Raw genomic sequence first — 11389 nt, forward strand, 5'->3', positions numbered from 1 at the left:
AGTTAAGGATGTGTAGCGCGAGACGTTCCGCTGCCAGGCCGACAGGGAGAGGGCCGCCTCCAGCGCCGATCAACTGGAGGAGCGTGAGGGCGAGCTTGCCCGGGGGGACCGTCCAGTGCTGGAAGTTCAGGCCGTGGTGCCTGTCGTTGCGCGCCTCCGGTTGACCGGTGCGGGGCCGAGACGTCGACGGCGGGGATGTTCTAGGCGGTGATCACGGCTTTGAGTAACGCCGCTGCGAGGCACAGTGCGGCCAGGACGATGCCCAGGATGAATGTCTGCGGGGCAGCCCGTTCGCCTCGAAGATGTCCGACCACCCAGCCGAGGCTTGCCAGCCGAACGACGGTGATGATGATCGCCAGCTGCAGCGCTAGTCCCGGATCAACCCACCCCACCAAAGCAGCCGTCATGAAAAGCGCGGGCCCAACCGCTGCGGACGCGATGGGCACAGCGTGCCATGCCTCTTTTCGAAGGTGAGGTGTCGTGGCCTGGTCGGGTGCAGTCACCCGGACGCCGACATGTTCGGCCAGCACGTGTGCGATGAACGTCGATGTACCGGTTCCGATGATGTAGATCAGGGCTTTGCTGGTGAGTAGGTCCTCCGGGTACAGGGCGATGAGCGCGGCCAGAATCAGGATGTCTCCGTAGACGAAGGCCGTGATCCTGCTCGATGCGTCCTCCTTGCTGAGCGGCCGCTCCGAACGTAAGTGAAAGAGCTGATAGATCAGGTCCTGGACGAGCCGATGAGGGCGCCTCTTCAAGCGGTCCTGACTCATGGGTTCCTTTTCGTGCACGTCGTGCCCGGGTCGACCTCGATCAGCGCCCGTCGCTAGGTTTCGATGAGTATCTCAGGTCGAGTCGGCCCCACCCGCCAGTGCCGGCGGGCGACACGAGATCACAGGAGTACATCGTGACGATGAGTTGCACTAGGAGTGACGGATCGCCGCCGAGGCGGGGAGTGTCAGGGCATGTAAGGGGAGTAGTAGGGCAGCGAATCGTTCAGGACCGGCACCTTGACGATCAGGGACTCGTCGGCGGAGGTGACCTTCACCGGAACCACGGAGCCCGGGTCGGCACCTACCTGATCGACGAGCAGTGGTGTCGTCCGTTCGAGGTGGACGGAGTTCTCGCCGCGAACGAGGACGCTTTCGGTCTGACCCGCGACGCTGAAACCCACCATGAGGTCCTCCTCCGTGTCATTGATGATCGTGCCCAGCACCCGGCCAGGCTCCTGAGCGGAGGTACCTACTATCAGCATGTTCTGCAGCCGCACATTCCCGCTTGATGCGTGAGCGCCGTCGGTGAGCGAGTCGTTCATCTGTGTCGCCACGGGGTTGGTGAAGGAACACCCGCACAATGTCAGAGCGAGCAGTCCGACGTACACCGCCTTCAGGGCAAGCGTTCTTCCTGCCCTGTGTTTCGCGGGAGGAGCTTCTGCTCGTACCCCCTCGATGAGGCCCTGCGTGACGACCCGGCGTGGACGTGGGGGTGAGGGCGGACGCCGGTGATGTGCGCTCGAGGTGATCATCGTGCGGTCTGACAGGGTCATGGTGGCCTGCTTCCAGTCGGTTGTTGCACCAACTGGAGGTCTCTCCCGGCCGCTTCATGCGACCCTGCTCGCCGGAGAGTTCAGGGACTCTCGTAATGACGACGAACCGGATGTGGGGATACTACCCTCCATTGAGATAAGTGAAACATACTTCACCTATTTAGGGGAAGAACCGGCGCCCTGACATGGCGATCGCTTCCGTTCTGCTGTCCACACGTGTCCGCGTGCGACTGGTCGGCGGGGCTGTGGTGTGGCGCGTCCCAGCCCACGGGCGCTTCTGGCTCGGCTCGGTTCTTCTCAGTGGGGTGTCGTGTTCGATCGTGGAGCCTTTGGGTCCGCTGGCGGCGTCACGTCCGTTCGTTCTGGGCGAGGTGGGGGCGTTCCGATGAGACCGCCGGCGATCATGGTGAGGAAACCGGCGATCCCGACGACCGGGATGGACACTGCGATGGAGAGCAGGACGATCAGTATTCCTCCCAGGATCGTCACGAACGCCGCTTTCCGGCGGCGGGATGTGCGGCGCGGCGAAATCGTGTGTTGAAGGCGTTGGGCAAGTTCGGGTTCTTCGGCTGCGAGACGCCGTGCGAGCTCGTCGAAGCGGGATCGTTCTTCGTCCGACAGGGGCATGACAGTCACTTTCTCTTCTCACGTGGGGCTTGGGTCCTGGTGTTGGGTCGCACGTCCATGCACGGCGGGATCATCCTGCAGGGATCTGTCCTGGGGGATCCGGGCCTAGGGCGGCCCGGTCGGGCACCATGCGGGCAGCGCATCGTCGGAGGCGCCGGGAGGGCAGGGATCGAACGTGAAGATGACCAGCGATCCGAGCGCGATGATCACGCCTGTGCAGGTCAGGAGGACGCTCTTGAGGCACAAGCGCATCCAGGCGGTGTCCGTGTAGTCGTTGATGATGACGCGCAACCCGTTGGTGCCGTGGAGCATGGCCAGCCACAGCATGATCAGGTCGAACCACTGCCAGAAGGGGTGCGCCCATTTCCCGGCGACGAACGCGAAGTCGATCTGGTTGATGCCATCCCCGAGCACCAGGTTCACGAACAGGTGCGTGAAAATCATGATGAGTAGGACGGCCCCGGACCACCGCATGAACAGCCAGCCGAGGAGCTCGAAGTTGCTTCGGGCGTGTGGGCGGCTCCGCGGGGGAGTGACCGGCATCCTGACGGGATTGCGTTGAGGCCGCGTCACTGCAACCCCAGCCCGCACATCCCCAGTTCCTGCAGCATGTCTTCGACCAGTTCCTCCGCCGAACGGCTGGCGTCGAGGACGATGAAGGACGGGAAAGCGTCGAGTCCCTGGTAGGCGTCGTCGAACCGTTGCAGGTGCTCGATGGTCTCGGTGTCCACGGCCCTGCCCGTGATCCTCGCGTGCGCCACGTCGACGGGAACGTCGAAGTAGAAGACGACATCAGGAGTGGGCAGGACGGTGAGGAGGAACGGAAGCAGCCGGCCCACACGCAGGCCGCGCGCACGGCGGAGCGCGAGCTGGCAGTGAAGGTACCGGTCCATGACAACGACGCCGGGGCCTGTCCGGGCTCGCGCGTGCGAGATCAGGACGTTCGCGCAGCGAAGAACCGTCTCCAGCGCGTCAAGTGCTGCCTCGGGAGGGTGAAGGCCGGATCGGCCACACCACGCAGCCAGGCTGCGCCGACCGGATTCGTTCCTGCGGAACGCTGCCGGATAGTCGGCGGCGTTGAGTTGCTGCGCCAGCAGACGGCCGGCCGTGCTCTTACCCGCACCGTCGATACCAACGAGAACGATGATCATGGTCCGTCCCCGTCCAGTGTGGCGACGCCTCGGAGCTGCACCGCTACCTTCCGAACCAGGGCCCGGGCTCTGCGCTGCTGCAGAGCTGGCGTCGAGAGCGAACCCTGGATCAGCGGGGGAGCACTGGAAATGCACCTGATGCGCTCCTGCGGCTTGTTCGTCGCCCATCGGGTGGACCGAACCCCCGACGGAGGTCGTACGGCCTTCCTTCCATGTCCTCTACTCCTTTCGTTCGTCGCGGATCGTGGAAGCCGAGACTGCTCCTAGTTGTCCTCCTGCTCGTCGTTCTCCTGCTCGTCGTCCTGCCCGTCCTGTTGCTCTTCTTCCTGACCTTCATCGGGGTTGTTGTCCTGGTTGTCGGTGTCTTCCTGTTCTTCCACTCCTGGTACCTGGGGCAGCTGTGTGTCATCGCATCCGGTGATGGACAGTGCCCCGATGACGAGGAGTCCGGAACCAAGGAGCAGTGCTGTACGAGATGTGATGGTGTGTTCCTTTCGTGATGCCAGCTGTCGTGCTGGCGGTCGAGCTGACAGTCGTACTGGTCGTGGTACCGGTTGTCGTGCTGGTTGTAGGGCTAGTGTTTTCCGCTGCCGGGGGAGTGGGAGAAGATCGCCAGGAGTTCGCCGATCTCCTTCTGGGACGTGGTCGGGTGGCGGAAGTGCTGGTGCGGGTCGATGGTGTAGCGGGTCCGCCGGCCTTCACGGAGCCGGTGGAGGTAGCCGGAGTCCTCGAGGTCCTTGAGGATCTGCAACGTGGCTCGCGGGGTGATCCCCACAGTCGCCGCGATGTCCTCGACCAAAGGGTTCGGGTTTGTCGCGATGACCAGCAGCACATGACCGTGATTGGTGAGGAACGTCCACTGGTGCGGGACTATCCGCGGAGGTGCGGTAGCCGAGTCGGACGTTCCGGAGCTGCGGTTGCTGGATCCTGGCTGCATCGGTGGTCCCTTTCAGGGATGGACGGTTTGTGGTCGGAGACAATCGTCTGCACGCGTCCGATGAGGGATCAGTGGCGAGGCGTGTCCTGACGGTCTCCGTCAGCGGAACGATCGTCTCCTGCGCGGTCCTCTCTGATGGTCGGACCCGCCGCCGGATTTTCCGCGGGACGTCCAGCGGATGAGGTGCCGGTTGTCCCACCGTGCGTGGCGGCTACCTTGCGGGTGCGCGTCCACACAGGCTGCAGTGCTGCGATCTCGGCGTCGTCGGCTGTGCGGAAGGGCGGTTCCACGGGTGCCGGCGGTTCGTGGCGTTCCTGGCCGCGGGTCTTGATGAGGCTGGCGGCGATGGAGATGGTGAGGATGGTGGTGATGACGGCGAGGGAGATCGGCGTGGGGATGTAGAAGACGTCGATCTTCAGGGCCATCTTGATGCCCACCCAGATCAGGACCATGGCGAGCCCGATCTTCAGGTACACGAAGCGGTGGATGAGGTCGGCGAGGAGGAAGTACATGGCGCGGAGCCCCAGGATCGCGAAGGCGTTGGCGGTGAAGACGAGGAACACTTCGTCGGTGACGGCGAAGATCGCGGGGATGGAATCGACGGCGAAGATGATGTCGGTGACTTCCACGAGGACGAGGACGGCCAGCAGGGGTGTGGCGAGCAGGACCCCGTTCTTGCGGATGAGGAACCGCTGGCCGTGGAAGGCGTCGGTCATGGGCACGTGGCGGCGGAACAGTTTCAGGGCCCGGGACTTCGAGGGGTCGATGTGTTCGTTGCGCTGAACGAGCATCCGGTATCCGGTGAAGAGCAGGAACGCGGCGAACAGGTAGAGGACCCAGCCGGCGCTGGCGATGATCGCGGATCCGGCGGCGATGAAGATGGCCCGGAAGACTAGGGCGCCGAGGACACCGAAGAACAGGACCCGGTGCTGGTACTCCCGGGGAACGGCGAAGAACGTGAAGATGATGGCCCAGACGAAGACGTTGTCGACGGCCAAGGATTTCTCGATGAGGTAGCCGGCGAAGTACTGCTGGCCGAATTCGGCGCCCCAGAACCGCCAGATGATCGCGCCGAACGCGACGCCGAAGAACACCCACACTGCCGACCAGGCTGCCGCTTCGCGGACGCTGATGACATGGGCTTTGCGGTGAGCGACGAGGTCCACGATCAGCATCACGAGGATGAAGCCGATGACGGCGAACCAGACCCAGAGGGGGACGTTCAAGGGGTACCTACTTCCAGTCAGTATCGAATTAACTGGAGGTCTCTCCCGGCCTCTGAAGGCCCTGCCCGCCGGAGAGTGCAGGGACTCTCGTAGTGACGACGGACTGACTGGGGGATACTCCCCTCCACATGAAAACTAGTGAACCACACTTCGCCTGTTGAGGGAAGGTTTGCCTGGAACACAGGTCAGCACGAGCTTCATCGGCTGGACGTCCCTATCCGCGTCCGCGGTTTCAGCGATGGTGCGTGCACGTGCTGCGGTCCGGCGAAAACTGCGGCACGATACAAGGTCACCAGCTTGGCGACGCTGGTGCGGTTCGGTCGTCCGGATCGACGATCTGATCCCGGAGCGTCGCCACGATGTTTGTTCCGTACCTCGGCGTTACCCGGTGCTTGACGCCCGTTGCCATCTCCTTGATGAGACGGGCGATGGACTCTGCATGACGGAAGGTGCCGCCAGCAGCAAAGTACGCCCGCAGCCACGGGTCGACGTCGATGGGGTAACCCTCAGCGGCGAAGGCACGAACGATCTGAACGACCGCGTCTTTGCCAGGGCCAGAACTGAGCCCGTTGTACTGGTGATAGACGAAGATCTCCGCGGCAGCGACCATGAGAAGGTCCGGCGCTGACATCGCCACACCGGTATGGAGGTTCACGGCTCCTGCACTGTCGAGCCAGGTCCGGATCCTGTCATCAGGTGACCACACCATGACGAACAACCGCTCGATCAACCCAGCCGCGACCACGCTGCGGATCGCTTCCAGGTCCCGGTCCTCGAAGGGGTGAACGATCACGACCGCGTCATCAATCACGCGGCCTTCCTGCTCCACGCGTGATAGCTCGCTCATCCCGAGGACTTCCCGCTGAGAAACGTCAGGCACAAGGTACTCGATGACCTCCACATCCGCGGTCCGGCCATCAGCGTTGAGCTGCCTGACATTGGCCCTGCCCCCGTTGAGTGGACACCTCACAAGAGAGAATGTTCATTATGGGAAAGACACGTCGGGAGTTCACTCCTGAGTACAAGGACGAGGCCGTGAAGCTGGTGATCAATACCGGCAGGCCGGTCGCGGTCGTCGCCCGGGAGCTCGGGATTAGCGAGGCTTCACTGGGTCGGTGGGTGAACAGTTTCAAGGCCCGCAACGAGACCGGCGAGACCGCGGTCACGGAGTCCGAGCGGGCCGAGTTGCAGAGGCTGCGCAAGGAGAACGCGGACCTGAAACTTGATCGGGCGTTCCTAAAAAAAGCGTCTCTCTTCTTCGCCCAGGAAGCCTCGGATACGAACGCCAAGCGTTCGAACTGATGCACGCGCAGAAGATGAACTTCACGATTACCCGCATGGTGCGCCTGCTCGGGGTATCCCGGTCCGGGTACTACGCCTGGCTGGAGCGGGTGCCTTCGCCGGCGGCGATCCGGCGGGAGGTTATCGAGCGAAAAGTTGCCTACTTCCACAGTGATTCCGATGAGGTTTACGGCTCGCCGCGGATCCTGGCTGACCTGCGTGCCGACGGCGAAACTGTGTCCCGGAAGACCGTCGCGAAAGCCATGAAATCATTGGGCCTAGCCGGAATCTGCCCGAAGAGGTGGAAGACCACCACGGTGATCGACCATGCTGATGCGTATCCGGTGGACGCGGTGAAACGACGGTGGGACACCGGGGCCCTGAACCAGGTCTGGGTCGGTGACATCACCTATCTGAGAACGTGGGAAGGATGGGTGTACCTGGCGACCGTCATCGACGCCCACTCCCGCCGTGTGATCGGCTGGGCAATCGCTGAGCACATGCGTACCGACCTCATCCAGGACGCCCTGCAGATGGCTCTGACTTTGCGGCAGGATCCGCCGGCGCAGGTGATCTTCCACAGCGACCGGTGGCCCAGTACGCCTCAACGCAGATCGCTGAGTTCGCCGCCGCTAACGGGATCACCCGCTCCATGGGATTGACCGGTATTTGCTGGGACAACGCGATGGCAGAGAGCTTCTTCGCGACCCTGAAAACCGAGTTCTACCACCGGCGCGTCTGGCCCACCCGGGCCCGTGCGGCCCGGGATGATTATGACAGCCTCGTTCAGGACCACTAGGACGGCTTGATTCAGGACCACCCTGTGACTCGCCGGATCGTTGTGACGGTTTGATTCGGGACCACCCCCAGTCTTGTTCCCACGTGATGGGACGAGGCCGTGGAGGTTCGGATGAGGGTGCGCATGGAGTTGTTCGCGAACATTCGTAGAGACGCCCGGGTCGAGGGTCTATCGATCCGTGAGCTTGCCAAGCGTTATCAGGTCGGCCGGGACACTGTCCGGCAGGCCCTGGCGAGTCCCGTACCGCCGTCACGGAAGGTGCCGGTGCGCAGTGCACCCCGGTTGGACGGATTCAAGCCGGCGATCGACGCGATGCTCCTGGAGGACACGACGGCGCCGCGGAAGCAACGCCATACCGCCCGGAGAATTCTGGCCCGGCTGATCGACGAGCACGGGGCCGAGGAGCTGTCGTATTCCACGGTGCGCGACTACGTCAGGGTCCGGCGGGCGCAGATCGATGTGGAGGCCGGCCGCCGGGTCGAGGTGTTCATCCCGCAGGAGCACGCGCCGGGTGCGGAGGCCGAGGTGGACTTCGGCGAGCTCTGGGTGGTGCTGGGCGGGGTGAAGACGAAGTGTCACATGTTCATCTACCGGCTCTCCCACTCCGGCAAGGCCATCCACCGGGTCTATCCGACGCAGGCGCAGGAGGCGTTCCTCGAAGGTCATATCGAGGCGTTCACCGTGCTGGGCGGCATCCCGACCAAGCACATCCGCTACGACAACTTGACCAGTGCGGTCACCGCGGTGGTGTTCGGGCAGGGACGGCAGCGGGTTGAGAACGATCGGTGGGTGTTGTTCCGCTCCCATTACGGCTTCGACGCGTTCTACTGCCAGCCCGGCATTGACGGGGCCCATGAGAAGGGCGGGGTGGAGGGTGAGGTGGGTTGGTTCCGCCGCAACCGGCTCTCCCCGATACCCGCCGTCGCGTCCCTGGATGAGCTCAACGACCGTATCCGGGTTTGGGAAGCCCAGGACGATTCCCGGCGGATCAACGACAGGATCCGAACCATCGGGCAGGACTTCGCTACCGAGCGGCCGCTCCTGGCATCGCTGCCGGTGGAGGCGTTCGATCCGGGGTTGGTGCTGACGCCCAGGGTGGACCGGTCCTCGATGATCACCGTGCGGATGGTGAAGTACTCGGTTCCGGCACGGTTCATCGGACGCAAGGTCAGGGTGTCCCTCCGGGCGTCCGAGGTCGTGGTCTTCGACGGACGCACTGTGGTGGCCCGGCATCAGTGGATCATCGTCAAGCACGGTCAGTCGGTGCAGCTCGATCACTACCTCGAGGTCCTGAAGATCAAACCCGGTGCCCTGCCCGGCTCGACGGCTCTGGCCAGGGCGCGGGAGTCCGGTTCGTTCACTAGCGCTCATGAAGCGTTCTGGGCGGCTTCCCGACGGGTCAACGGTGACGCGGACGGGACCCGGGAGCTCATCGACGTCCTGCTACGCCACCGCTCCCTCGACGCCGACGACGTCCTGGCCGGCATCAGTGCGGCTCTCGGGGTCGGCGCGGTCAGCGCTGACGTCGTCGCGGTCGAAGCCCGCCGCCACGCCGCAACGGCTCAGGGTGGGTCCAGTTTGGACCGTCACTCGGACGCCCATCGTGTCGCTCATGGCGTCGAGGAAGTGCAACGCGTTGTCAGTCTGACCCAGCGCCGGCTGATGGAACCGGCCGCGGTCATTGCGGGTCTTCCGGCAGATACGCGGCCCGTCCCATCTGTTGGCGTGTATGACGAGTTGCTGGCGAAACGCCCCCAGCCAACCCCTGCCCCGCATCCAGGAGCAACGTCGAAGGAGAACATCTCATGACCCCCACAACCACTACGACGGTGACCCCGACCCTGCGCCGGCGCCGCGGGCTGACCGAGCAGGCCGCCGTCGCGGCCGTGGATCAGGCCTGCCGGCGGCTGCGCCTACCCACGATCCGGGCGGTCCTCGACGAAGCGTTGACCGTCGCCGGGAAGGAGCAGCTGTCCTATCAGGGGTTCCTGGCCGAGCTGTTGCTGGCCGAGTGCGACGACCGGGACCGCAGATCCTCCCTGCGCCGGGTGAAGGCTGCGAACTTCCCGCGGAACAAGTGGCTTGGGGACTTCGACTTCGACGCCAACCCGAACATCAACCCCGCCACGATCCACACGTTGGCCACCGGGGACTGGATCCGTAAGAGCCGGCCCCTGTGTCTCATCGGGGACTCCGGAACCGGGAAGTCGCATCTGCTCATCGGGCTGGGCACGGCGGCCGCGGAGAAGGGGTACCGGGTGAGATACACGTTGGCTACCCGGCTCGTGAACGAACTCGTGGAAGCCGCGGACGAGAAGATGCTCGCCAAGACCATCGCCCGCTACGGGCGGGTCGATCTGCTCTGCATCGACGAGCTCGGCTATATGGAGCTCGACAGGCGCGGAGCCGAGCTTCTTTTTCAGGTCCTCACCGAACGCGAGGAGAAGAACTCGATCGCGATCGCCTCCAACGAGTCCTTCTCGGGGTGGACGAAAACCTTCACCGACCCACGCCTCTGCGCCGCCATCGTCGACCGGCTCACCTTCAACGGCACCATCATCGAAACCGGCACCGACTCCTACCGCCTCGCCCACACCCTCGCCCACCAAGACGCTGGCTAAGTGCCAGAAATCGCACCGCCACCCTCGAGGTCGTTCCTTGGTCTAGTACTCCGAAAGGGTTCAGTGGATGATTCGATGAAGCATGAATACTTCTAGGAAGACCGTGTTCGCGGCGTTGGGGCTCCTGTTGACTCTTTCTGGAGCGGTAGGGAGCGTCGTAGTTTTCCTGCAACCCTGGCGAAGCTGCCCTGAGATCGATGACAGCTCGGCCGGCTGTCCTCCTACATCAGGTGATCAGGCTCTGCTTGTCTTGGCTCTTTTCATTCTTCTAATTGGAGTATTACTTCTTGTGAAATCGATGAAAACGGTACGCCTTCCATCTGATGCTGCAGGCCCCTTCGGGCGAAGTTAAAGCCCTGACGCCACTCAAGGCTGACGACGCCCTGCAACGTCGGACGGCGATTATCCTCGCCCGTGCAACCGCCCACGGTCGCCGAGATCTGCAAGGCGGTCCTGCATCAGACCGTCCCAGTCGTCCCGCATCACGTTGACACGTTCATAAGCGGCCGGAAGTACGTCGGAGGTCTGTAAGACAGTATGAGCTTGAGCGAATCCCTTACCTTTGGAAGGAGCAGCGTATGGAACCACGAACACCTCGGCTGACGAGCACAACCGCAATCCTCACACGACTGGTCGAGGACCCTGACGACCTCGCCGCTCACCCGGACAAGTATGTCGTTGACTTGTTCGCCGACGAGGACCATGCAGAGAAAGCCTGGCTACGTGCTGGCACCCCGCATCACTTCAGCTACAACGACGGAGTCATCACTCTCATGTGGGATGGCGTGCAGCTACTGGGCATTCCTGAGTGGGATGACATTGTGATCCTCTGGATCTACCTGGTGAACGTGGTGGAGGGCTACCTTGTGACCGGTCGCGGTCATGACTACTTCCCTGATCAGCCCACCCCGATCATTCTCGAGCGGATCCGTGGGGGCGCCCTGATCACCATCGGTGAAACCAAACTGCGCGTTGATCCCTTAGTTTTCTGTCGGGAACTCCTTGATGAGGCAGAGCGCTTCTGGCAGTGGGTCGATCGACATGAGGTTCCTGTCAGTCGCGGCGACCAGGGGATCGATCGAATCCGGGCGCTCATTCCCCGCTACTGACTGGCCCACGCCTGTACCGCCGCTCCTTCGTTGAGGCCCATGAGCTGTACTGGGAAAGGATCAACAGGGCTCTGCAGGAGCTGACGTTAAGC

At 63.3% G+C, this 11389-nt stretch carries 14 protein-coding genes; 6 read left to right on the plus strand and 8 right to left on the minus strand.

Annotated features, from left to right (window positions below; genetic code table 11):
- Positions 1–200: 200 nt before the first annotated feature.
- The 8 genes from ACX80T_RS16020 to ACX80T_RS16055 all read right to left on the minus strand — a co-directional run bounded on the left by ACX80T_RS16020 (position 201) and on the right by ACX80T_RS16055 (position 6334).
- Positions 201–773 carry a hypothetical protein gene (locus ACX80T_RS16020; protein ID WP_019481126.1) on the minus strand — a complete coding sequence of 191 codons (573 nt, stop codon included), beginning with the start codon at positions 771–773 and terminating at the stop codon, positions 201–203.
- 185 nt (positions 774–958) lie between these two features.
- Entirely contained in the window at positions 959–1546 is a 588-nt protein-coding gene (locus ACX80T_RS16025; RefSeq protein ID WP_024475959.1) for a hypothetical protein, read from the minus strand.
- A 297-nt stretch (positions 1547–1843) separates the two neighbouring features.
- On the minus strand, positions 1844–2173 hold the full coding sequence (locus ACX80T_RS16030; RefSeq protein WP_019481124.1) for a DUF3040 domain-containing protein: 330 nt from the start codon (positions 2171–2173) through the stop codon (positions 1844–1846).
- A 105-nt stretch (positions 2174–2278) separates the two neighbouring features.
- Positions 2279–2716: a succinate dehydrogenase hydrophobic membrane anchor subunit gene (locus ACX80T_RS16035; RefSeq protein WP_035747130.1), complete on the minus strand. Its 438-nt coding sequence runs from the start codon at positions 2714–2716 to the stop codon at positions 2279–2281.
- 26 nt (positions 2717–2742) lie between these two features.
- A complete protein-coding gene (locus ACX80T_RS16040; RefSeq protein WP_019481122.1) occupies positions 2743–3324 on the minus strand; it encodes a dTMP kinase in 582 nt (193 codons plus the stop codon).
- A gap of 574 nt (positions 3325–3898) precedes the next feature.
- The gene (locus ACX80T_RS16045) at positions 3899–4261 is read right to left on the minus strand and encodes a helix-turn-helix transcriptional regulator (RefSeq protein WP_019481120.1); all 363 of its coding nucleotides are present in this window, start codon (positions 4259–4261) and stop codon (positions 3899–3901) included.
- Positions 4262–4329: 68 nt separating this feature from the next.
- Positions 4330–5487, minus strand: coding sequence for a TerC family protein (locus ACX80T_RS16050; protein WP_024475957.1), 1158 nt, complete (start codon positions 5485–5487; stop codon positions 4330–4332).
- A gap of 289 nt (positions 5488–5776) precedes the next feature.
- A complete protein-coding gene (locus ACX80T_RS16055) occupies positions 5777–6334 on the minus strand; it encodes a hypothetical protein (RefSeq protein ID WP_237742084.1) in 558 nt (185 codons plus the stop codon).
- 140 nt (positions 6335–6474) lie between these two features.
- Here ACX80T_RS16055 and ACX80T_RS16060 point away from each other — a divergent pair, with 140 nt between their 5' ends.
- The 6 genes from ACX80T_RS16060 (at position 6475) to ACX80T_RS16085 (ending at position 11297) form a co-directional block, all read left to right on the plus strand.
- Positions 6475–6789, plus strand: a complete 315-nt coding sequence (locus tag ACX80T_RS16060; protein WP_019481117.1) for a transposase — start codon at positions 6475–6477, stop codon at positions 6787–6789.
- The gene (locus tag ACX80T_RS16065; protein ID WP_051317607.1) at positions 6789–7430 is read left to right on the plus strand and encodes an IS3 family transposase; all 642 of its coding nucleotides are present in this window, start codon (positions 6789–6791) and stop codon (positions 7428–7430) included. The genes ACX80T_RS16060 and ACX80T_RS16065 overlap by 1 nt, the downstream gene beginning before the upstream one ends.
- Positions 7421–7567 carry a hypothetical protein gene (locus tag ACX80T_RS16070; RefSeq protein ID WP_459304923.1) on the plus strand — a complete coding sequence of 49 codons (147 nt, stop codon included), beginning with the start codon at positions 7421–7423 and terminating at the stop codon, positions 7565–7567. The genes ACX80T_RS16065 and ACX80T_RS16070 overlap by 10 nt, the downstream gene beginning before the upstream one ends.
- 111 nt (positions 7568–7678) lie before the next feature.
- Positions 7679–9376 (plus strand): IS21 family transposase, encoded by a 1698-nt coding sequence (gene istA, locus ACX80T_RS16075; protein ID WP_024475955.1) that lies wholly within the window; start codon positions 7679–7681, stop codon positions 9374–9376.
- Complete coding sequence (istB, locus tag ACX80T_RS16080; RefSeq protein WP_116779299.1) at positions 9373–10188, plus strand: IS21-like element helper ATPase IstB; 816 nt, start codon at positions 9373–9375, stop codon at positions 10186–10188. The genes istA and istB overlap by 4 nt, the downstream gene beginning before the upstream one ends.
- Positions 10189–10766: 578 nt before the next feature.
- Positions 10767–11297 carry a hypothetical protein gene (locus ACX80T_RS16085; protein WP_024475954.1) on the plus strand — a complete coding sequence of 177 codons (531 nt, stop codon included), beginning with the start codon at positions 10767–10769 and terminating at the stop codon, positions 11295–11297.
- Positions 11298–11389 lie beyond the last annotated feature (92 nt).

The sequence above is a fragment of the Arthrobacter sp. Sr33 genome, from assembly GCF_054511195.1.

What these genes read in the sequence shown, in the direction of transcription:
- ACX80T_RS16055 (WP_237742084.1), bottom strand. Translation starts at nt 6,334, where the DNA reads ATGAGCGAGCTATCACGCGTGGAGCAGGAAGGCCGCGTGATTGATGAC.
- ACX80T_RS16070 (WP_459304923.1), top strand. Translation starts at nt 7,421, where the DNA reads ATGGGATTGACCGGTATTTGCTGGGACAACGCGATGGCAGAGAGCTTC.
- ACX80T_RS16020 (WP_019481126.1), bottom strand. Translation starts at nt 773, where the DNA reads ATGAGTCAGGACCGCTTGAAGAGGCGCCCTCATCGGCTCGTCCAGGAC.
- ACX80T_RS16040 (WP_019481122.1), bottom strand. Translation starts at nt 3,324, where the DNA reads ATGATCATCGTTCTCGTTGGTATCGACGGTGCGGGTAAGAGCACGGCC.
- ACX80T_RS16030 (WP_019481124.1), bottom strand. Translation starts at nt 2,173, where the DNA reads ATGCCCCTGTCGGACGAAGAACGATCCCGCTTCGACGAGCTCGCACGG.
- ACX80T_RS16035 (WP_035747130.1), bottom strand. Translation starts at nt 2,716, where the DNA reads ATGCCGGTCACTCCCCCGCGGAGCCGCCCACACGCCCGAAGCAACTTC.
- istA (WP_024475955.1), top strand. Translation starts at nt 7,679, where the DNA reads ATGAGGGTGCGCATGGAGTTGTTCGCGAACATTCGTAGAGACGCCCGG.
- ACX80T_RS16065 (WP_051317607.1), top strand. Translation starts at nt 6,789, where the DNA reads ATGCACGCGCAGAAGATGAACTTCACGATTACCCGCATGGTGCGCCTG.
- ACX80T_RS16085 (WP_024475954.1), top strand. Translation starts at nt 10,767, where the DNA reads ATGGAACCACGAACACCTCGGCTGACGAGCACAACCGCAATCCTCACA.
- ACX80T_RS16025 (WP_024475959.1), bottom strand. Translation starts at nt 1,546, where the DNA reads ATGACCCTGTCAGACCGCACGATGATCACCTCGAGCGCACATCACCGG.
- ACX80T_RS16045 (WP_019481120.1), bottom strand. Translation starts at nt 4,261, where the DNA reads ATGCAGCCAGGATCCAGCAACCGCAGCTCCGGAACGTCCGACTCGGCT.
- istB (WP_116779299.1), top strand. Translation starts at nt 9,373, where the DNA reads ATGACCCCCACAACCACTACGACGGTGACCCCGACCCTGCGCCGGCGC.
- ACX80T_RS16060 (WP_019481117.1), top strand. Translation starts at nt 6,475, where the DNA reads ATGGGAAAGACACGTCGGGAGTTCACTCCTGAGTACAAGGACGAGGCC.